A 20458-nucleotide genomic window follows, 5' to 3' on the forward strand; every position below is an offset into this window, starting at 1 on the left:
CGCTGTGGTGTGCCGGGGTGGCCCGCGGGGTCAGCCCTTGAGACCGGTGGAGGTGATGGACTGGATGAAGGCCTTCTGCGCGCCGAGGAAGGCGAGCAGGACGGGCAGCACGGTGATGACGTTCCCGGCCATCACCGCGGCCCACTGGGTGTGGTGCTGTCCCTGGAACGTCGTCAGACCGAGCTGGAGCGTGTACTGGGTGTCGTGGTTGATGGCGATCAGCGGCCAGGTGAGGTCGTTCCAGGTGCTCAGGAAGGTGAGCACGGCGACGGTGCTGAGGGCGGGCCGGGACAGCGGGAGCACGATCCGCCACAGCACGCGCAGCCGCGAACACCCGTCGATCCAGGCCGCCTCCTCCAGCTCCCGGGGCAGCGAGAGGAAGAACTGGCGGAGCAGGAACACCGAGAACGGGGTGACCAGGGACGGCACGATCAGCGCGCCGAGGGTGTCGATGAGACCGAGCTGCTTCATCACCAGGAAGGTGGGGATCATCGTCAGCTGGAACGGTATCGCCATCGTCGCCAGCATCAGGCCGAGCAGCAGCCGGGAGCCGGCGAACCGCATCCGGGCGAAGGCGTAGCCGCCGAGGGTACCGAGCACCAGGTTGGCGACGACGGTGACCAGGCTGACGACGAGGGAGTTGGCGAACCAGCGCGGGAACATCGCGTTGCCCAGCACGTAGCGGTAGCCACCCAGATCAAGACGCGAGGGCCAGAGCGCGGGCGGGAAGCGGTTGATCTCCGCGTTGCTCATCACCGAACTGAGGGCCAGCCAGATCAGCGGCACCGCGAAGAGCAGGGCCATGGGGGCGAGCAGCAGGTGCCAGGGGCTGAACGGCAGCCGGGACCGGTGGCGTCGGGTGCCGGGGCGGGCGGCGGACGAGGCCGCGGGCGCGGTGTCGGGCCGGGCGGAGACGGCGGTCATGCGGAGGCTCCCTGGAGGCGGCGGCGGACGACCTGGAGGATCAGGCCGATCAGTCCCAGGGCCACGGCCAGGACATAGGCGGAGGCGGCCCCGTATCCGGCGGTGGCGTTCTTGAAGGCCTGCTCCCAGATGAAGTAGACGATCACCGTGGTGGATCCGAGCGGGCCGCCCTTGGTGGTGACGTAGACGAGGTCGAAGGCCTGGAGCGACTGGATGGCCTGCCACAGCAGCAGGAACACCGTGACGGGCCGCAGTGCGGGCAGGGTGACGTGGCGCAGGAGCTGTCCGCGGCCGGCGCCGTCCAGCCGGGCGGCCTCGATCAGTGAGACGGGCACGTCCTGGAGCGCGGCGAGGTAGATGACCAGGCAGAACCCGGTGCCGCTCCACAGGCTGACGGCGACCAGCACCGGCAGTGCCTGGGAGGGGTCGGTGAGGAAGCCCTGGGACGGGATGCCGAGGTGGTGGAGCACGGCGTTGGCGGCGCCGAACTCGGGGTCGAGGATGAAGGAGAACAGCACGCCCTGAGCGGTCGCGGAGACCACGAACGGGACGAAGAACAGGGTGCGGTAGAGACCGACGAAGCGGATGCGCCGGTTGAGGGCGAGGGCGAGAGCGAGGCCGATCACCATGCTGGCCGGCACGTACAGTGCGGTGTAGAGCAGGGTGTTGCGCAGGGCCTGGCTGAAGTGCGGGTCCTGGGCGAGGGCCCGGTAGTTGTCCAGCCCGACCCAACGGCTCGGCGTGACCAGGTCGTCGGCCTGGAAGGACAGCAGCAGCGACCAGACGATCGGTACGACGCTCAGCCCGAGGATGATGACCACCGCGGGCGAGACGAACGACCAGGCCATGGCGGCCTCGCCGGCCCGTCTGCGGCGCAGGGCGCGGCGCTGGTCCGGGGGCCGGGACACGGTGATCGGGGTGGGCAGTCGCGACATGAAGGAGGCTCCTCAACGCGGGATGAGCAGTGCGGCGTTGGCGTCGGCGGCGCAGGCGCGCATCGCCTTGGCGGGACTGCTCCGGCCGAGCAGCACGGCGACGACGGCCTGGCCGAGAGCCTGGGAGATCTGCGGGTAGGCGGCGTGCACGGGGCGCACCCGGGCGGAGTCCAGGGCCTTGGTGAACACCCCCAGGCCCTCGGTGGTGCCCTCCTTGTGCTGCCAGGCGGGCAGGTCGCGGGTGCCGCGGCTGAGCGGCAGGCTGCCCGCCCGGATGTCCCAGCGCACGTCCTGGGCGGGTTGCGCGAGCCAGCTGACGAACGTCTTGGCGGCCTTCCTGCGGGCGTCGCCGTTGTCGAAGACGGTCCAGGTGTCGGGTCCGCTGATGGTCATCGGCCGGCCGGAGAAGGTGGGCAGCGGCACGACGTGGTAGTCGATCCTCGCCTGCTGGATGTCGGGGAGCTGCCAGGGGCCCGTGACGGCCATCGCCATGCGGCCGGACATGAAGACCTGGTACATCTGCTCGCTGCCGGGCTTCGGGTCGACGTAGACGCTCTTGTCGCGGGCCAGTTCGGCGACGACCTCCAGGGCCCGGGTGCCGGTGTCGCCGAAGCCGATGTGCCTGCCGTCGTCGGCGACCACGTCGCCGCCCAGGTCCCAGATCATGGGCCACAGCCGCCAGACGGTGTCCTCGTCGCCGACGCCGGGCCAGCCGGTGCCGAAGCGTCCGCCGCCGGTGTCGGTGAGGGCCTTGGCGGTGGCGACGAAGTCGTCCCACCGCCAGCCCGCCTCGGGCAGCGGCAGGCCGGCCTGCCGGAAGAGCTTCTTGTTGCAGACGACGGCGAGGGAGTCCAGCACGGCGGGTGCGGCGCGCACCCGGCCGTTGACCGTGACGGCCTTGCGGGCGGGCGCCCAGTAGCTGCTCCACGGCGTGGGGGCGGCCCTGACCAGGTCGGTGAGGTCGACGACCTGGGGGCTGCGGGCGACGCTGGCCAGGTCGGAGCCGAAGACGTAGGCGATGTCGGGGTAGGAGCCGGCGGCGAGGGCGGCCGTCACCTTCTGGAGCATCGCGTCGGCGAGCACACCGCCGCCGAGTTCGACGCGGATCCGGGGGTGGCTGCGGCCGAAGGCGGCGACCAGGGACTCCAGGGCCTTCTTGCCGGTGTCGGTCTGCCCGTGCCACATCTCGATGGTCACGGTGCCGTCGGCGGCGACGCCGTCGTCGCGGCCCGCCGCGCAGCCGGCGGCCGTCGCACCCGCCCCCAGTGCCGTGGCCAAACCTGCGCCGGCACGCAGCACGTCGCGGCGGGCGGGCCGCGCGCTGCGGGAGACCGCTTGCATGGGTACCTCCGGTTGGAGCTGTGGGACAGGCGAGGTCAGTGCGGGGACGCGTTCCGGCGTGCGGTCGCGGCCGGCGTGCGCGGTTGCGGCCGTGGCCGCGCGGTGCGAAGCGAGGGGCCCGGTGCGGCAGGAGCGGGGACAGGCCGGCAGGAGGGGAGACGGGCCGGCAGGTCGGCCCGGCGCGGCGGCGGGTGTGCTCAGCGCCGGTGCCGGAACCGTCGTCGTACTGCCGTCCGTCTCGTGGTCGACGGAACGCCGGCAGTGGCCGGCCGGCCGCGGCGGGTCACGCGGGTTCGGTTCATGGCCGGACTCCCGAGCCTGGTGGGCACGGCCCCGCCTCGGACGCCCGCAGGCTCCTGGCGACTCAGTCCGGGCTCCTGGCACATGGTCAGCTACCGGCTGGGCGTACCTCTGACGCCGCGTACCGCGTGCGGCGTTGGCCAGGAGTCAACCGACCGTCCCGTTGCCCTGTCAAGGGGTTGGTGTGCTTGGATCTGCGCGAAACACCGAGGAAACGTGCATGATTGAGCATCCAGCCCGTGGCGGCTCGGGTGAGCCGCCACGGGCCACCACGGGCCACCACGGGCCACCACGGGCCGCCACGGGCCGCCACGGGCCGCCACGGGCCGCGGGATCCGGTGGAACCCCGCTAGCAGGTCTTGCGGACGTACCCGCCGCTGCCGGCCGGTGAGACGTCGACGTCGCGCTGGACGATGCTCAGCGTGCCGCCCCATGACCTGCACGCCTTGGAGCGGCCGGAGTCGGTGTACTCGATGACGATGACGTGGTTGCCGAAGGCGCTGGTGTAGTCGCCGCACTCGTCGTACGCGCCGCACTCCTCCGCCACGGCGAAGTCGAGGCCGTTGGCGGTGCGGTTCGCGGCCAGTTCAGCGGTGTTCTTCTGGGCGATGGCCAGGCCGTCCGAGTGGGCGCGGGCGGACAGCAGCTTGATGAACGCCTGCGCGTTGTTCGCGGTCAGGCGCTGGCCCGAGCGGGTGTAGCTGTCGTAGTTGTCCGGCTCGACGGCCTGGAAGCCCTTGTCCCGGCAGCCGTCGACCAGGGCGCCGATCCGGTCGGCGATCCGCTTGCGCTTGGCGTCGGTGCCGACGTCGAGGAGTGCCTCGCCCCAGTCCTCGTCGTAGACGACCTTGCCCGCGGAGTCGCGCAGCAGCAGGTCGGGGGCCCAGTCGCCCTCGGCGCCCGGCTGGGCCTGGAAGGCGTTCACGTAGCAGATGTTGTACAGCCCGGTCACCGGCGCGGCGCTGTGGTCGCGGGTGACGACCTTGACGCCGGACGGCGGGGTGTAGGCGCCCCCGATCTGGTAGTCGAAGCCGACGTGGGCGGGCGGCAGGGTGACGGCCGCGGCCTGTGACGGGTTCGCCTGCGCGAGCAGGGCGCCGGCCAGGGCGACGACGCCGACGGCCGTGCCGACGGCCTTCCGGGGAGTGGTGCTCATCAGGTGGCTCATGAATCGAGCTCCATGGGAAGAGGGCACGTCCCCGCCTCGGACGCCTGGGGCGTCCTGGCGACTCGGGCCGGGCTCGCGGCGCGGGGCCCGCATACCGGCTGGGCGTACCTCTGACGCGGAGCGGGGCTCCTGCGTAGTCCGGGAGTAAAGCGAGCGCCGACGAGGATGTCAACGAACGCGCAGTGTCCCGTGGTTCGAGCCGCGCCGACGCGTCACGCACCGGACGAGCCCACGTCCCGGAATGCATGAAGATGCTCGGTAGGGGCATTGATCGAGCAGTTTCGAGCATCTATCGTCTGGGGTGCCACGGCGGGACCCTGCGTCCCACGGCACCGAGCACCTCTCCCGGTCCGGCACGAAGACGAAGGGATGCCCCATGAGCGATCAGCCGCCCGCTCCCGAACTGCGCCTGGGCGTGGTCGGCGTCGGCCAGCGCGCCGGACTGGCCACCCTGGCCGACCGGCCGGGAACGGCCCGCGTGGTCTCCTGCGCCGACCCGGCCGCGCGCGGCCGTGCCGACGCCCGCACGCTCTTCGGCCCCGGCGCACGGGTCCACGAGCGGTACGAGGACATGCTCGCGGACGGCCTCGACGCCGTCTTCGTCCTCACCCCCGACGACCTGCACACCGCACCCGCCCGGTACTTCCTCGAAGCCGGCGTCGCCGTGTTCGCCGAGAAACCGCTGGCCGTCACCCTGGCCGACTGCGACCGGGTACTGGCCACCGCCGCCCGCACCCGCACCCGGCTCTACGTCGGGCACAACCTGCGGCACCTGCCCGTGCTGCGCACCATGCGCCGGCTCGTCGGCGAAGGCGCGATCGGGACCGTACGAGCGGTGTGGTGCCGGCACTTCGTCGGCCACGGCGGCGACTACTACTTCAAGGACTGGCACGCCGAACGGGACCGCACCACCGGCCTGTTGCTCCAGAAGGGCGCCCACGACCTGGACGCGATCCACTGGCTGGCGGGCGGCACCGCCCGTACCGTCACCGCCCTGGGCGACCTCGCCGTCTACGGCGCCAACGCGCACCGCCGCTCCGGACCACAGGGCGCGCGGCGGGTGCAGGACTGGTTCGACGAGGGCGTCTGGCCGCCGTCCGCACTGCGCGACCTCAACCCCGTCGTCGACGTCGAGGACATCAGCATGGTGCTGACCCGCCTCGACAACGGGGTGCTCACCAGCTACCAGCAGTGCCACTTCACCCCCGACTACTGGCGCAACTACACCGTCATCGGCGACGAGGGCCGCATCGAGAACCTCGGCGACGGCATCGAGGGCGACCAGCCGGTGGTCAAGGTGTGGAACCGGCGCCGCTCCGGCTACCGGCCCGAGGCCGACCGTACCCTCGACGCCGGGACCTTCGAGACCGCCGACGCCGGCCACGGCGGCGCGGACCAGGCCCTCGTCGACGAGTTCCTGCGTTTCGTCGCGCACGGCGGAGCCACCGACACCTCGCCTGTCGCCGCCCGTGAGGCGGTCGCCACGGGCATCGCGGCCACCACCTCGCTGCGGTCGGGCGGCACCGCCGTACAGGTGCCCGCCCTGGCCCCGGACCTCGCCGACTACTTCGCACACCACCAGCCGGGTTCCCGCGGACCGGCCGCCCGGACCCCCTGACCCACCCGTCCCGATCGAATCCAGCCCACCGAGGCCGCCGACGCGGCCGACGCGCGCCCTTCCGCGCACCGAGACACCGAGACACCGAGACACCGAGACACCGAGACACCAAGACACCGAGGAGCACCGGCATGTCGTTCATAGGCGAGGAGATCGCCCGCCAGCCCCAGACCTGGCTCAAGGCCGCGACCGTGGCGGCCGACGCCGCGGATCTGCTGCCCCGGCCGGGCGAGCGGGTCGCCGTCGTCGGCTGCGGCACCTCCTGGTTCATGGCCGAGGCCTACGCCGCGCTCCGCGAGCGGCGCGGCCTCGGCGAGACGGACCACTTCGCGGCCTCCGAGTTCCCGCACGAACGCGCCTACGACCGGCTGGTGGCGATCACCCGGTCCGGCACCACCACCGAGATCCTGGAACTGCTCGACCGGCGGCGCGGCCGGTACCCCGCGGTCGCCCTGACCGCCGACACCTCCACACCGGTCGTCGAGGTCGCCGACCATGTCCTCGACCTGTCCTTCGCGGACGAGAAGTCCGTCGTGCAGACCGTGTTCGCGACCACCGCGCTCACCGCCCTGCGTGCCGGACTGGGCGAGCCGGCCGAGCCGCTGGCGGAGGCCGCGCACACGGTGCTGGAGACACCGCTGCCCGAGGAGTGGGTGACCGCCGACCAGATCACCTTCCTCGGCCGGGGCTGGGCACACGGCATCGCCCGCGAGGCGTCCCTGAAGATGCGTGAGGCGACCCAGAGCTGGACGGAGTCCTACCCGTCCCTGGAGTACCGGCACGGTCCGATCGCCATCGCCGCGCCCGGCCGCCTGGTCTGGCACTTCGGCCCGGACGAGGCCGGACTCCGGGCGGACGTCGACGCCACCGGCGCGCTGTTCGTGGACCACCCCGAGGACCCGCAGGCCGACCTGGTGCGCGTGCAGCGGCTCGCCGAGGCGAGTGCCGTGCGCAAGGGGCTGGATCCGGACCGGCCGCGCGCCCTGACCCGCTCCGTGATCCTGGACCGCCCCGCCCCCTGACCGCGCGCCCGGCACACAGCGGCCCCGGCCGTCCGGGGCCCCTCACTCCGAAAGGACGTCATGCTCTGCCGCAGCGCGGACCTGATCGCCGAAGCCCACGCGTCGGGTTCCGGCATAGCCGCCTTCAACGTCATCACCCTGGAGCACGTCCAGGCCGTCGCCGACGCCGCGCGGCGCACCGGCCGGCCGGCGATCGTCCAGATCAGCCAGAACGCCGTACGCCACCACGGCGGCGACGTCATGCCGCTGGCGACCGCCACGACCGCCGCGGCCGGCAGGAGCGACGCCCGGCTCGCCCTGCACCTCGACCACGTCGAGGACGTCGCCCTGTTGCACCGCACCGCCGAGTGCGGGGCCAGTTCGGTGATGTTCGACGCGTCCCGGCTGCCGGACGAGGAGAACATCGCGGCGACGCGCGAGGCCGTCCGCTGGGCGCACGGCCGGGGCCTGTTCGTGGAGGCGGAACTGGGCGAGATCGGCGGCAAGGGATCGGCGCACACCCCGGGAGTGCGCACCGACCCGGGGGACGCCGCCCGGTTCGTCGCCGAGACCGGCGTGGACGCCCTGGCCGTCGCGGTGGGCAGCAGCCACGCGATGGTCTCCAGGACCGCCGCGCTCGACCTCGGACTGATCGCCCGGATCAGGGACGCGGTGCCCGTGCCGCTGGTCCTGCACGGTTCGTCAGGTGTGCCGCACGAGACACTGCGGGCCGCCCTGGCACACGGCATGACGAAGATCAACATCGGTACCCTGCTCAACGTCGCGTTCACCCGCGCGGTCCGGGCCACCCTGGCCGAGAGCCCGGACCTGGTCGACCCGCGCCGCTATCTGGCCCCGGCCCGGGACGCCATGACCGACGCCGTCGCCGACTGCCTCACGGCACTGGGCGCACCCGGCGCGCGCTGACGACGCGTCGACCGCCGGGGCCGCGGGATCTGCACGGCCTACGGCGTGGCCGGGGCCGAGGTCGTGCCGCCCGGCCCGTCACCCGACGGCGTGTCCGCCGAACTGTGATCGGGGGACAGCCATGCCAGGCCGACCAGCAGCGCCGCGAGGAAGACCGCCACGGCGGCGACGGCGCCCACCAGCCTCGAACGGGGGACGCCGAGGCTACGGTGCCCGCTTCGCTGTCGCCGCCGCGTCCGGTGGACGGCGGCGGAACCGCCGGCCGGGAAGGCGTACGTGGTCGCGGAACCCAGCGGCACGCCCGTGCCGGCCCGCATCGCCGCGAGTGCCCCCGAGGGGGCTTCACGCGAGTTAGGTACGGGACGCGGTGCGGCCGCCGGCAGCGGCTCGGGACGCCCCCGCCAGGCGTCCGAGGCGAACCACTGGGCCGCCTGAGCCGCCGTGGGCCGGTCCTCGGGGCGCTTGGCGAGGAGGGCGAGCAGGTAGTTCTCGAAGGCGGGGGGAATCCCGACGCCCAGTTCGCGCGGTGGCACGGGCGGCGTGTCGAGGTGGTGATGGAGGACGGCGATGGCGCTCTCGGCATGGAACGGCGGGCGTCCGGTGAGGAGTTGGTACAGCACGCAGCCCAGTGAGTAGACGTCGGACGCGGGCCCGGCCGGCTTGCCGAGGGCGCGCTCGGGGGCGATGTACAGACTCGTCCCGACGATCTGGCCGGCCGCGGTGAGGGCGCCCGGGTCGTCCACGAAACGAGCGATGCCGAAGTCGCCGATCTTGACGGACCGGTCGGCGTCGAGCAGCAGGTTGCCGGGCTTGATGTCCCGGTGCACGATGCCGTGTTCGTGCGCGGCGGCCAGGCCCGCGGCCGACTGGGCGGCGATACGAGCCACCTCCCCGGCCGGCAGGGAACCGGAGTGGGCGAGCACACGGGCGAGGCTGTCGCCCTCGACCAGTTCCATCACCAGGAACAGGCCGCCCTCGTGCTCGCCGAAGTCGACGACGCCGACCACATGGGGGTGGCGGAGCCGGCCCGCGGTCTGGGCCTCCAGGCGGAAGCGGGCGGGGGCGGTGGGGTCGGAGTTCTGGGCGAGCAGGAGCTTGACCGCCACCGGGCCGCCGAGCACTTCGTCGTACGCCTGCCAGACCTCTCCCATCGCGCCCCGCCCGATGACGCTGATCAGCCGGTACCGTCCCGCTATTCGCACCTGTTGCTTCATCCTTACCCGGTGAGTCGAGTGACCGCTGTCACCATCTCCCCGTGAAAGACCAGGTGTTGGGAGACGACGACAGCCTCCCCACCCTACTGGCGCGCCGCCCCGCCGAGACCACGTCCGCACCACCGCCCGCCGGCAACGGGCTCGGCGCCGGTGGGCTCCCCGCGGGCCGCCGCGCGGACCTCGGCACCGACGTGCACACCGGGGTGGCTGACCAAACGTGTACGGACGGCCGCCTGTGCCGTCGCGGCCGCCGACGGTGGATCCGCTGACGGTGGATCCGCTGACGGTGGATCCGCGGAGGGGGACCCGGGGACGGTGGATCCGCGGGCGGACGGCTCGCGGATCCACCGTGCCGGTCAGGCCACCGTGCGGATCAGCTTCTTGTTGGTGAACTCCTCGATGCCGAGACGCCCGAGCTCCCGGCCGAAGCCGGACCGCTTGACTCCGCCGAAGGGCAGCTCGGCACCCTCCGCGCCCACACCGTTCACGAAGACCATGCCGGCCTCGATGCGGTCCGCGACGCGCGCGGCCTGCTCCGGGTCGGTGGTGAAGACGTAGGAACCGAGGCCGTACGGCGTGTCGTTGGCGATCCGGACCGCGTCGTCCTCGTCGGCGGCCGGGAAGACCATCGCGACCGGTCCGAACAGCTCCTGGCGGGCCGCCGCGTGCTCGGTGGTCAGCCCGGTGAGCACACCCGCCGGGAAGAACGCGCCCTTCCGCTCACCGGAGCCGTGCAGGACGGCACCCTCCGCCACGGCCTCGCCGACCTGCCGGGCCAGGGTCTCGGCGGCCGCCGCAGAGGAGAGCGGCGCCCCGGTGGCCGAGTCGAGCAGCCGGGCCGTGAACCGCTCCACGAACGCGTCGTACAGGTCCGCGACGACCACGAACCGCTTGGCGGCGTTGCACGCCTGGCCGGTGTTGTCGAGGCGGGCCGCCACCGCCGCCTCGACGACGGAGTCCAGGTCGTCGGTGGAGAGCACCACGAACGGGTCCGAGCCGCCGAGTTCCAGGACGACCTTCTTCAGGTGCCGTCCGGCGATCTCGGCGACCGCGGCCCCGGCCCGCTCGGAGCCGGTGAGGGAGACGCCGTGCACCCGCGGGTCGGCGATCACGTCGGCGATCTGCTCGTTGGTGGCGTACACGTTGACGTACGCGCCCGCCGGGAAGCCCGCCTCCGCGAACAGCCGCTCCAGCAGCGCCGCCGTACCCGGACACTGCGGGGCGTGCTTGAGGACGATGGTGTTGCCGACGGCGAGGTTCGGGGCCGCGAACCGGGCCACCTGGTAGGCCGGGAAGTTCCACGGCATGATGCCGAGCAGCACACCCACCGGACCGCGCCGCACGACGGCGGTGCCGGGGCCGGAGGTGACGTCGAGGGGTTCGTCGGCGAGGAACTCCTCGGCGTGGTCGGCGTAGTAGTGGTAGATGTCGGCGCAGAAGCCGATCTCGCCCTCCGCCTCGGCGAGCGGCTTGCCCATCTCCCGGACGATGCTCGCGGCGAGTTCGGCGCTGTGCTCGGCGTGCAGGTCGCCCAGCCGCCGCAGCAGCGCGGCGCGTTCGGCCACGGAGCCGGACCGCCCCCAGGCGGTGGCGGCGTGGGCGGCGTCGACGGCCGCGGCGACCTCGGCGTCGGTGGCGGTCGGGTAGGTCTCGACGACCTCGCCGGTGGTCGGGTCGGTGACGGCGTACATGGTTCCTCCAGGTGGGGGGTGTGTCTTCGGGAGAGTCGGTCAGGGTTCGAGGATCGTGCGCACCCCGGTGTTGGACCTGAGGTCGTCGAAGGCCTCCGCGGCCTCGCTCAACGGGCGGCTCCTGCCGACCAGTTCGTCCAGGGGAAGACGGCCGGACAGGTAGAGGCGGGCCAGCTTCGGGATGTCGATCTCACCCACGCTGGAGCCGTAGTTGCAGCCCAGGATGCGCTTGCCCTGGTCGGCCAGGTCGAACAGGTCGAAGGAGCCGGTGGCACCGGTCGCGGCCATGCCGACCAGCACGGCGGCGCCGCCCGAGGTGAGCATGCGGGGCAGTGTCTCGATCACCCTCGGACTGCCGATGGCTTCGAACGCGTAGTCCACGCCGCCCAGTTGCTCCTGGCACCAGGCCGCGACATCGTCATGTGCGCCGTCGAGGGTGTGGGTGGCGCCGAAACGGCGGGCCACGGCGAGGCGTTCGGGGGAGAGGTCCACCGCGACAATGGGATCGGCACCGACCAGCCGCAGACCCATCACCACCGAGAGCCCCACCCCGCCGGTGCCGATCACGACAGCCGACTCGCCGGGCCGGACCCCGGCCGTGTTGACCACCGCGCCGACCCCCGTGGTCACCGAACATCCGAGCAACGCACCGATACCGAAGGGAAGTTCATCGGGAACGCGTACCACGGCGCTCTCCGGGACCGTCAGCCGGCCGGTGAAGGCACCCAGGCCGAGGTACGGCCAGACCCGCGCGCCGTCGGTTCCGGTGAACGGCGTGGTCCCGTCGGGCAGCGTGTTGGCGACGGCCTTGGTGCCGGTGCACAGCCAGGCCTGGCCCGCCACGCAGCGACGGCACCGGCGGCAGGGCGCGAACCAGGACAGCACGGCGTGGTCGCCGGGCCGCACGGAGGTGACGCCGGGTCCGACGCGGGTGACCACGCCCGCCGCCTCGTGCCCGAGGACCAGCGGCCGGTCGGCCGGCCAGTCGCCGGACACCACGTGCAGATCGGAGTGGCAGACACCGGCCGCGCGGACCTCGATCTCGACCTCACCGGGTCCGGCGGGCCGCACCGCGACCTCACGGAGGTCCAGTCCCGTCTCGGGGTCGAGGACGACGGCCGGGGAGAGTTGCGACGGCATCAGGAGGCCTTCACTTCTTCGGTGCGGGGGCTCGGGGCGGGAGCGGCGAGCCTGGTGTGGGGCCGGGCGACCAGGACGTAGCCGAGGCCGAGGAGGAAGAGGGCCGAGAAGACCAGGACCACGGCCCAGACCTGGATCCAGCTGCCGCCGACCGGGGCGAGCTCGGTGCGCGGCCAGGCGATGTTGACGGCCTCGAAGAGCAGCCAGACCACCGCCAGCACGTTCACCGCCAGCCCGGTGCGTCCCAGCCGTACCTGGCCGTCGGCCGGATTCCAGCGGCCGCTGAGCCGGGCGACCAGCGCCACCACGGCGACGGCGAGGAACACGAAGTAGAACCCGCCGGAGCCGAACGCGATCAAGGTGGCGGCGGCGTTGCCGTTCAGGCCCAGCAGCAGCCCGAGTGCGCCGAGGACGGCGGTGGCGACGAGGGAGACGTACGGGATCTGCCGGGCCCCGACCGTGGCCAGCACCGGCGAGAACGGCAGCTGGCGGTCGCGGGCGAAGGCGTACACCGCTCGGCCGATGTAGGTCTGGATGGAGATCGCGCAGGCGAAGAACGCGATCAGTACGACGACGATGAACGGCTTCTCGCTCCAGCCGCCGAGCCCGGAGGTCACCGCCTCGAAGACGGGGTCGACGACCGCGCCGGACACCGCGTCGCCGGGACGCTTCAGGGCGAGGGTGACGGCGAGCCCGGTCAGCAGCACGGTGAAGGCGACGAACAGATACGCGCGCAGCAGGGCGCGCGGGACACTGCGCCGGGGCTGTTCGGTCTCCTCGGCGACCTGCGTGGTGGCGTCGAAGCCGAGGAAGGCCCAGCCGGCCACCGCGACGCAGGTCAGGAAGCCCGCCGTCACCGAGCCACCGGAGGCGCCCTGCGCACCGAGGGAGTCGAACAGCATGCCGAAGCCGTTGTGGTGGGCGAAGAGCAGCAGGAACACGCTGACCGCGATCGAAGCGACACCCTCCGCGATGATCCCGGCGTTCAGGAAGTGCTTGACCGGGTCGACCCCGACCAGGTTGATCCCCAGGGCAACGGCGACGAAGACCACGCCGAGCAGGACGTGGACGGCCGCCGAGGGCGCGCCGTCGGCGAAGAGCAGGTACAGCCAGCTCGCGCCGAGGTAGGCGACCGTGGTGAGCGAGGCGACCGCCGAGGCGAGGTAGATCCAGCCGACCAGCCAGCCCAGCCGGGGCCCGGCCAGCCGGCGCACCCACTGGTAGACGCCGCCGGTGATCGGGAACTGGGAGGACAGCTCCGCGTAGACCACGGCGACGAGCAGCTGGCCGAGGAAGGCGACGACCACCGCCCAGATCCAGGCGGGGCCCGCGAAGACGAAGCCCAGCTGGACGACGGCGTAGATGCCGACCACCGGGGAGATGGTCGCGAAGCCGATGGCGAAGACGGCCCAGGCGGACAGGGTCCGTCTCAGCTCCTGCTCGTAGCCGTACTCGGCGAGCTCACCGGCATCGGTGGGGGAGTCGTTCACATGGGTCTCCTGACGATGCTGCCGCGCGGGCGGCCCGGCCCGCGGAGACCGCCGGGCCCGGACCGCCGGGGACCGGGCGCGGATCGGCCGCCGCCGCCGCGCACCGCGAAGTGTGGTTCTCCGGCCGATCCCGCTTATTGGTCGGGCGACCAATTGCTTTATTGGTCGCCCACTCAATAGCATTCACCCCATGACGTCAAGAGCTCCCGGCAAGCGCGTCCGCAAGGCGCCCGCCGAACGCCGCAACGAGATCGTCGCCACGGCGGCGCTGATCGGGCTCACCGAGGGACTGGAGTGCATCACCCTGCGCCGCATCGCCGACGAGCTCGGTGTGCAGCCCGGACTCGTGGGCCACTACTTCCCCGCGGCGGACGAACTGGTGGCCGAGGCGTTCACCCACGCCACGATGATGGAGCTCGACGGCCTGCTGCCGCCGGAGCCGGACGGCCCCCTACCGGCCTTCCGGAGCTTCTTCGGGCAGACGTCGAGCGTCGAGTTCGACGACGTCAGCAGGCTCTGGCTCAACGCGCGGCACCTCTCGCGCTACCGTCCGGTGCTGCGCGAGCACGTCATCAAGCAGGAACTGCTCTGGTGCAGGCGGCTGGAGGAGCTCATCGCCGCCGGGACCGCGGCCGGCGCCTTCACCTGCGCGGACCCCTGGGGCGCGGCCACCCGCATCCTCGTCGCGATCGACGGCGCCAGCGCGTACATCAACACCAGCGCCGATCACCGCAGGACACCCACGGCGGACATGCCACGCACCGTGGCCGAGACCGAACTCGGCCTGCCGAACGGCACGTTGCTCACGAACTGAACGTCCCGGCCGCCCGCCGCCCCCGGCCCCCTGCGGTCCCGGCGCGCACCCGCCCGCCGACCGGCCCGACGGCCCCTGACCGGTCGTGGTCAGTGGTGGTCGCAGGTCTCGCGTACGTAGCCGTCGTGGCCGGACGGTGTGACGTCCAGGTCCCGGCGTACGACGCTGATCCGGTCGCCCCAGCCTGCGCAGGCCTTCGCCATGCCCTTCTCGGTGTACTCGACGACGATGACGTGGTCACCGAACGCGTCGACGTAGGACCCGCATTCGCCGTACTGACCGCACTCCTCCACCACCGCGAAGTCCAGACCCACCCGCTTGCGGTCCTTGGCGAGTTCGAGGGTGTTCTTCTGGGCGATCGCGAGGTGCCGGGCGTGCGCGTGGCGGGCCAGGAGGGTCTGGAACGCCTCGGCGTCGGCGGCCGTCAGCAGGCCGCGCGGGGCGCGCGTGTAGCTGTCGTAGTTGTCCGGCTCCACGGCGTCGAATCCCTTGTCGGCGCAGGAGTCGATCCAGTCGTCCACCTTCTCGGCGATCCGCGCGCGCTTGCCCGGGGTGCTGATGTCGAGCATCGCCTCACCCCAGTCCTCGTCCATGACGACCTTCCCGGAGCGGTACCGCAGCAGGAGATCGGCGTCCCAGTCCCGCTCCGCGTCGGGCTGGGCCTGGAACGCGTTGACGTAGCAGATGTTGTACAGGCCCGCGGCGGGCGACGCCGTGTGGTCGCGGGAGACCACCGAGACGCCCTTCGGCGGGGTGTAGGCGCCGCCCAGCTGGTAGTCGACGCCGGCGTGGACGGGCGGTGCGGCCACCTTCGCCGCCTTGGCCTTCGGGGAGGTACCCGCGCCGGTGCCCGAGCAGCCGACGGCCAAGAGGGAGGCCGCGGCGAGGACGACGGCGAGGGGTACGGCGGCACGGCGGGAGCCGGTCCGGGACTTGCGCATGACGGTCTGCCTCTGGATGAGAGAGCATGCCCCGCCTCGGACACGCGTGGTCCTGGCGACTGGGGCCGGGCTGACGGTTCGAAGTCCCGTGTCACCGGCTGGGAATGCCGTGGTTCCGCGGACCGCGGCGGCGCTGGGCGGTCCGACGGGCCGACGATACCAAAGCCGCCGCCACTGATCACTGAGCGCCCTGGGCCGGCATCAGGGGCGCCGGCGGCACGCGCGTCGTTCGCGGCCGTTGCCGCGTCCGGCCGCCCTGTCCACGGACGGCCGGACGCGTCGGTCACTTCTCGGCGGCGAGGGCGGCCAGTTCGCGGCTGACCGCGACCTCGTGCTCCTCGGCGTCCATGCGCGCCTTCCGCGGGCTCCAGCGGCCCGCCATCACGAAGACGAAGGGGAGGAAGAGCACCTGTCCGCCGACGCAGATCCACCACCAGGTGCGCCACTCGCCGGGCCCGTCCTTCGACGCCTTCTGGACTGTGGCGCCGTACTCGTCGAGCACCTTCAGCTGTGGCGCCGCCTTCCGCACGACGGCGAGGTCGGCGGCGCCGACCTCCTGGACGGCGCGGGCCTGCAGGGCGGGCGGCACGGTGGCCGGGGTGTACTTGTCGAGCTCGGCGAAGAGCTCCGGGTGTGCCTTGACGACGGCCAGCGCGGGCGCTGCCTGCGCCGAGGCGGCCGTCACCTCGGCGCCGTGCTCCACGAGCGGGGTCACGGAGGTGACCAGCACCGGGATGAAGGCCGCGGAGACGGCGACCACGATGCGCACCGTCCACCCCCACACCGCCAGACCGGCCGCGGTCGCCGCCGGGTTGTGCTTCTCGACCGTCTCGGTGAAGCTCGCCATCCAGGGCGCGTAGGCGATGCCGCTGAAGACGCCGATGCCGACGAACAGCCAGGCGAAGGTGTAGTAGTCGGTCGTCAGATGGGTGGCCCGGGTGGCGAAGACCGCGGTCACCACCACGGAGCCGACACCGCCGACGATCATGAAGGGCTTGCGCACCTTCAGCCGGTCCGAGAGCAGGCCGACCAGGACCAGGGCGACGGCGTTCGCCGCCCAGTACCAGTTGGCCAGCGCGTTGGTGCGCTGCTCGCTGTAGCCGAAGACGGTCGCGAAGTAGACGACGAAGTTGCCGACCGCCGCGTAGTACAGCAGCAGGAACACGGCGATGGCGAAGGCCGAGCCCAGGACGTCCAGGCGCATCATCTGCCGCCACTCGCCGCGGCGCAGCGCCTCGGTGTCCAGCCCCTTGGCGCGTGCCTCGACCAGCGCCCGGTCCCGGAGAGTCACCATGATCTGGTCGCGCAGCGCCGGGGACAGCTCGCGCAGCGCGAAGACGGCGACGACGAAGACGACGAACCCGGCGATCGCCGAGTAGCGCAGTTCGTCCTGCCAGGTGGCGCTGTCGAGGGTGTTGCTGGTGACGGTGGTGACCACCAGGGAGCCGATGACCGGACCCATCGTCCAGTACCCCATCGCGGTGGCCCGGCCGAGCTGCGGGGAGAAGTCCCTGATCAGCGCCGGGGTGGCCACCAGGACGATGCCCTCGATGAAGCTGACGAGCGCGAAGAGCACCAGATAGGTGGTCTTGTTCGCGGCGTGGGGCAGCCCGAAGAAGACCAGTGCCGCGGCGGTCAGCAGCCCGTAGACCACCAGGTTCGCCCGGCCCCAGCGGTCGGCGAGACCGGCCACGAGCGAGGCGAAGGCCCCGATCGCGTTGCCGATCACCGAGACCCAGATGAAGTAGCGGTACGTCATGCCGAAGTGCGTGATGATCGAGGTCGCCACCGCGTACTGGATGTAGAGCATGTAGTACAGGACGACCGTGGTGACGACCACGATCGCGAGGTACGCCATGCGGCGGCCGGTGGGCGGGTAGTCCGCCAGTTCGCGGCGGTACAGCCGGGCCAGCGGGCCGCGGGCGGACGCGGTGGCCGCGTCGGGCGCAGGTCCGTTGGCGTCGAACGGCGTCGTAGTGGCGGACATACGGCTCCTCCCAGGGAAACCCGGAAAACCGGTGCCTGCGTCGGCGCGCCGAGGGTGCGCGGCGGCCCGGCTCCGAGAACGTGGCCAGAGGCTAGTACCGACTGGTCGGTACGCCTAGAGGTCTGCACGAGGTCATTCACGCGCACCACCCCAACCGCCACCGACACGAGCACCGGGGCCGCGCCCGGACCGGCACCCGCGTCACGCCACCGGCGGCGTCCACCAGTGGCTGTGCGGTGCCCTACGCCAGGCGGGAGTCCGGCGCATCACCTCGGGCAGGGCAGGGAAGCAGCTCGCCGGGCTGGTCACCGCACCGCTGCGCCGCCGACCGCCCTCGGACACCGCGTCAACCGTCACCCGGCTCGACGCCCTGCTCGACGTCCAGATGGAGCGGGCCCCGGAGCACGGGGCTGCGCCGGTACGGCGGCGGGTCGGCGACCAGGCCGGGGTGGTCGAGCCGTCGTACCAGCTCGGTCAGGGCGATCTGGGCCTCCCGGCGGGCCAGAGGGCTGCCGAAGCAGTGGTGGATGCCGCTGCCGAAGCCGAGGTGCTGGTTGTCGGGCCGGTCGGGGTCGAAGCGGTCGGGATCGTGGAAGCGGTCCGGGTCGCGGTTGCCGGAGGCCAGCATCAGCGTGATCCCCGAGCCCTTGGGGATGACGGTGTCGGCGACGCCGATGTCGCTGTACGCCGCCCGCCAGGGAATGATCTGCACCGGGGGCTCATAGCGCAGCAGTTCCTCGACCAGCGGCACGGCCAGCTCCGGTTCGTCGCGCAGCCGCCGCAGCACCCGCGGGTGGCGCAGCAGCGTCAGCATCCCGTTGGCGATCAGGTTGACGGTGGTCTCGTGACCCGCGACGAGGAGCACTTTGGCGGTGGCGACGATTTCCTCGTCGGTCATCCGGCCGTCGGGCCCGTCGTCGTTGGCCAGCCGTGACAGCAGATCGTCCGCCGGCCGGCCGTGCCGCTGTGCCACCAGCTCACCGAGGCGCCGGCGCAGGTCCTCGCGGGCCTGAACGCCCTGGTCCAGTTTCTCCTTCGGGTCGGTCTCGGGGTCGTAGTCGACCGAGTTCATGATGTCGTTCACCCAGAGGTGGAACCGTGGCTCGTCCTCGCGTGACACGCCGAGCAGGTGACAGGTCACGGTCACGGGGAGCGGGAAGGCGAAATCGTCGACGACGTCGATCCGTTCCCTCTCCGCGAGACCGTCGACCAGGTTGCCGACGGTGGCGGTGAGGAACCCTTCGAACCCGGTCACCAGGCCCGGGGTGTGCGGGGGACCGAAGTGCCGCATCGCCATCCGCCGCAGCCGGTCGTGCTCGGGAGCGTCCATGTGGATGAACGAGGACGCCGCTCCGCCCTCAGCCGGGGGCGACGGACTCGACAGGTTGCGCACATCGGAACTCAGATGCGGGTCGTTCAGTACGTCCGTGATCTCGCGATAGGTACTGATGACGTAACTGCCGTCCTCCTGACGGGCCACCGGCGTCCGCCGCAGCTCGGCGTAGAGCGGGTACGGGTCGGCCCGGGAGGACTGATCGTAGATCCGTTGCAGCGTGCCCGGCGGCGTCCCGGGCGCGACCGTCCGGCCCGGCACCCGCGGATCCCGGTGCCGGTGCGCGGTCGTGCGGCGGGGCTCATCCGGATCATCGCCGGTGACGACCGTGGCGGCGCCCCGAGCGACCGGGGTGCGGCTGGGGAAGTCGGCGGGTACCGGAATCCCGGCGGCTACCGGGAACCCGGCGGGCATCGGAAACCCGGCGGGCACCGGTTTCATGTCGACGGGCCGGTCCGGCGTCGGGGAGGGCGGCGGGAAGGGCGCGGCCCTCTCGATCAGCCGTCGGTAGTGGTTCAGCGACTTGCCGTTGTCGAAGCTCACGGCGGCCGTGACGCGGCCCCGGTAGCCGTACGCGGCGACGAACCGGTGGTCGGGGACCGAGCCCTGGGTGACGACCACCTCGTCGGCGAAGGCCGGCACGCCGACGGACTTGATGTTGACGCCGAACTGGATCGACCAGAACAGCGGGACGGACAGGTGCGGCCGGCGGTCCGCCTGGCCGTGGACCATGTTGTGGGCGGCGACCTCGGCCTGCTCCACCGCGTTGGCCCAGTGCTCCAGCGAGATGAGCCGGTACTCGTAGACCGGGTTCGGACAGCGCGCCACGTCCCCGGCGGCGAAGACGTCGTCGCGGGCACGGCCATGGACGTCGAGGGCGCGGCAGCCCGTGTCGCAGGTGATCCCCCAACTGCCCGCCGCCAGCCCCGACTCCCGCAGCCACTCGGTGTTGCGGATGCTGCCGAGCGCCACCACGGCGACATCGGCGTCGAGCGTGCTGCCGTCGTCGAAGTGGGCCCTGCGCAGCCGGCCCCGCGCGTCGCCCTCCAGCCGGGTGACCTCGACCCCGCACCGCAGGTCGACGCCGTGCGCCCGCTGGAGGTCGGCCGCCACCTCGCCGACCAGCGCGCCCAGCGCCCCCACCAGCGGATACGGCGCGAGTTCGGCGACGGTCACCGGGATGTCCCGCTCCCGGCAGACGGAGGCGATCTCGGAACCGGTGAACCCCGCCCCGATGACCAGCACCCGGGACGGCCCCGCGGCGAGCGCCCGTCGCAGGCCCTCGGCGTGCTCGCGGGTCCGCACCACGAACACCCCGTCCAGCGCGGCCTCCGACTCGACGAACCACGGCCGGGCCCGCACCCCGGTGGCGATCAGCACCCGGTCGAAGGGCACCTCGCGGCCGTCGGCGAGCCACACCCGGTTGCCGGCCAGATCCAGCCCGCTCGCCGGCACTCCCAGCAGCCACTCGCGTCGACGTCACGACGCCGCGGCAACCTGGTGCCGTCGGCGGGCACCCACCCCGTCAGCACCTGTTTCGACAACGGCGGCCGGTCGTACGGCTCACCCAGCTCGTCGCCGATCATCGTCAGCGACCCGGTGAACCCCTCGTCACGCAGGCACTCCGCGGCCCG

Annotated in this window: 15 protein-coding genes and 1 pseudogene; 4 read left to right on the plus strand and 12 right to left on the minus strand. The window is 72.4% G+C overall.

Annotated elements, in window-relative coordinates; genetic code table 11:
* Positions 1-30 precede the first annotated feature (30 nt).
* The 4 genes from MB828_RS44805 to MB828_RS44820 form a co-directional block, all read right to left on the minus strand.
* On the minus strand, positions 31-924 hold the full coding sequence (locus tag MB828_RS44805) for a carbohydrate ABC transporter permease (RefSeq protein WP_301653179.1): 894 nt from the start codon (positions 922-924) through the stop codon (positions 31-33).
* Positions 921-1859 (minus strand): carbohydrate ABC transporter permease, encoded by a 939-nt coding sequence (locus MB828_RS44810; protein WP_301653180.1) that lies wholly within the window; start codon positions 1857-1859, stop codon positions 921-923. Before MB828_RS44810 ends, MB828_RS44805 begins: the two co-directional genes overlap by 4 nt.
* Positions 1860-1871: 12 nt before the next feature.
* Positions 1872-3200, minus strand: coding sequence for an ABC transporter substrate-binding protein (locus tag MB828_RS44815; protein ID WP_301653181.1), 1329 nt, complete (start codon positions 3198-3200; stop codon positions 1872-1874).
* 649 nt (positions 3201-3849) lie between these two features.
* On the minus strand, positions 3850-4668 hold the full coding sequence (locus MB828_RS44820) for an endo alpha-1,4 polygalactosaminidase (protein WP_301653182.1): 819 nt from the start codon (positions 4666-4668) through the stop codon (positions 3850-3852).
* 376 nt (positions 4669-5044) lie between these two features.
* Here MB828_RS44820 and MB828_RS44825 point away from each other — a divergent pair, with 376 nt between their 5' ends.
* From MB828_RS44825 to MB828_RS44835, 3 genes are all read left to right on the plus strand, one after another.
* Positions 5045-6286 (plus strand): Gfo/Idh/MocA family protein, encoded by a 1242-nt coding sequence (locus tag MB828_RS44825; protein ID WP_301653183.1) that lies wholly within the window; start codon positions 5045-5047, stop codon positions 6284-6286.
* A gap of 131 nt (positions 6287-6417) precedes the next feature.
* Entirely contained in the window at positions 6418-7308 is an 891-nt protein-coding gene (locus MB828_RS44830) for an SIS domain-containing protein (protein ID WP_301653184.1), read from the plus strand.
* A 60-nt stretch (positions 7309-7368) separates the two neighbouring features.
* Complete coding sequence (locus MB828_RS44835) at positions 7369-8214, plus strand: class II fructose-bisphosphate aldolase (RefSeq protein ID WP_301653185.1); 846 nt, start codon at positions 7369-7371, stop codon at positions 8212-8214.
* A 38-nt stretch (positions 8215-8252) separates the two neighbouring features.
* Here MB828_RS44835 and MB828_RS44840 read toward each other — a convergent pair whose 3' ends face one another.
* The 4 genes from MB828_RS44840 to MB828_RS44855 form a co-directional block, all read right to left on the minus strand.
* Positions 8253-9416 carry a serine/threonine-protein kinase gene (locus MB828_RS44840; protein WP_301653195.1) on the minus strand — a complete coding sequence of 388 codons (1164 nt, stop codon included), beginning with the start codon at positions 9414-9416 and terminating at the stop codon, positions 8253-8255.
* Between the two features lie 368 nt (positions 9417-9784).
* The gene (locus tag MB828_RS44845) at positions 9785-11119 is read right to left on the minus strand and encodes an NAD-dependent succinate-semialdehyde dehydrogenase (RefSeq protein WP_301653186.1); all 1335 of its coding nucleotides are present in this window, start codon (positions 11117-11119) and stop codon (positions 9785-9787) included.
* 39 nt (positions 11120-11158) lie between these two features.
* Positions 11159-12259: a Zn-dependent alcohol dehydrogenase gene (locus MB828_RS44850; protein WP_301653187.1), complete on the minus strand. Its 1101-nt coding sequence runs from the start codon at positions 12257-12259 to the stop codon at positions 11159-11161.
* Complete coding sequence (locus MB828_RS44855) at positions 12259-13749, minus strand: APC family permease (protein WP_301653188.1); 1491 nt, start codon at positions 13747-13749, stop codon at positions 12259-12261. Before MB828_RS44855 ends, MB828_RS44850 begins: the two co-directional genes overlap by 1 nt.
* Before the next feature lie 190 nt (positions 13750-13939).
* On the opposite strand from MB828_RS44855, the gene MB828_RS44860 reads away from it, so the two are divergent.
* The gene (locus tag MB828_RS44860) at positions 13940-14563 is read left to right on the plus strand and encodes a TetR/AcrR family transcriptional regulator (RefSeq protein WP_301653189.1); all 624 of its coding nucleotides are present in this window, start codon (positions 13940-13942) and stop codon (positions 14561-14563) included.
* A gap of 89 nt (positions 14564-14652) precedes the next feature.
* Here the strand turns inward: MB828_RS44860 and MB828_RS44865 are convergent, their stop codons facing one another.
* The 4 genes and pseudogenes from MB828_RS44865 to MB828_RS44880 form a co-directional block, all read right to left on the minus strand.
* Positions 14653-15504, minus strand: coding sequence for an endo alpha-1,4 polygalactosaminidase (locus MB828_RS44865; RefSeq protein WP_301653190.1), 852 nt, complete (start codon positions 15502-15504; stop codon positions 14653-14655).
* A 283-nt stretch (positions 15505-15787) separates the two neighbouring features.
* Positions 15788-17491, minus strand: coding sequence for an MFS transporter (locus MB828_RS44870; RefSeq protein WP_301653191.1), 1704 nt, complete (start codon positions 17489-17491; stop codon positions 15788-15790).
* 346 nt (positions 17492-17837) lie between these two features.
* Positions 17838-19238: a cytochrome P450 gene (locus tag MB828_RS44875; RefSeq protein WP_343236254.1), complete on the minus strand. Its 1401-nt coding sequence runs from the start codon at positions 19236-19238 to the stop codon at positions 17838-17840.
* Positions 19230-20458, minus strand: a pseudogene (locus MB828_RS44880) (NAD(P)/FAD-dependent oxidoreductase); the annotation flags it as partial. The pseudogene MB828_RS44880 and the gene MB828_RS44875, both read right to left, overlap by 9 nt.

The sequence above is a fragment of the Streptomyces arenae genome (assembly GCF_022343545.1).
In the GTDB taxonomy this organism is placed as follows: domain Bacteria; phylum Actinomycetota; class Actinomycetes; order Streptomycetales; family Streptomycetaceae; genus Streptomyces; species Streptomyces humi.

What these genes read in the sequence shown, in the direction of transcription:
- MB828_RS44860 (WP_301653189.1), top strand. Translation starts at nt 13,940, where the DNA reads ATGACGTCAAGAGCTCCCGGCAAGCGCGTCCGCAAGGCGCCCGCCGAA.
- MB828_RS44835 (WP_301653185.1), top strand. Translation starts at nt 7,369, where the DNA reads ATGCTCTGCCGCAGCGCGGACCTGATCGCCGAAGCCCACGCGTCGGGT.
- MB828_RS44875 (WP_343236254.1), bottom strand. Translation starts at nt 19,238, where the DNA reads ATGCCCGCCGGGTTCCCGGTAGCCGCCGGGATTCCGGTACCCGCCGAC.
- MB828_RS44870 (WP_301653191.1), bottom strand. Translation starts at nt 17,491, where the DNA reads ATGTCCGCCACTACGACGCCGTTCGACGCCAACGGACCTGCGCCCGAC.
- MB828_RS44820 (WP_301653182.1), bottom strand. Translation starts at nt 4,668, where the DNA reads ATGAGCCACCTGATGAGCACCACTCCCCGGAAGGCCGTCGGCACGGCC.
- MB828_RS44805 (WP_301653179.1), bottom strand. Translation starts at nt 924, where the DNA reads ATGACCGCCGTCTCCGCCCGGCCCGACACCGCGCCCGCGGCCTCGTCC.
- MB828_RS44825 (WP_301653183.1), top strand. Translation starts at nt 5,045, where the DNA reads ATGAGCGATCAGCCGCCCGCTCCCGAACTGCGCCTGGGCGTGGTCGGC.
- MB828_RS44845 (WP_301653186.1), bottom strand. Translation starts at nt 11,119, where the DNA reads ATGTACGCCGTCACCGACCCGACCACCGGCGAGGTCGTCGAGACCTAC.
- MB828_RS44815 (WP_301653181.1), bottom strand. Translation starts at nt 3,200, where the DNA reads ATGCAAGCGGTCTCCCGCAGCGCGCGGCCCGCCCGCCGCGACGTGCTG.
- MB828_RS44865 (WP_301653190.1), bottom strand. Translation starts at nt 15,504, where the DNA reads ATGCGCAAGTCCCGGACCGGCTCCCGCCGTGCCGCCGTACCCCTCGCC.
- MB828_RS44850 (WP_301653187.1), bottom strand. Translation starts at nt 12,259, where the DNA reads ATGCCGTCGCAACTCTCCCCGGCCGTCGTCCTCGACCCCGAGACGGGA.
- MB828_RS44810 (WP_301653180.1), bottom strand. Translation starts at nt 1,859, where the DNA reads ATGTCGCGACTGCCCACCCCGATCACCGTGTCCCGGCCCCCGGACCAG.
- MB828_RS44830 (WP_301653184.1), top strand. Translation starts at nt 6,418, where the DNA reads ATGTCGTTCATAGGCGAGGAGATCGCCCGCCAGCCCCAGACCTGGCTC.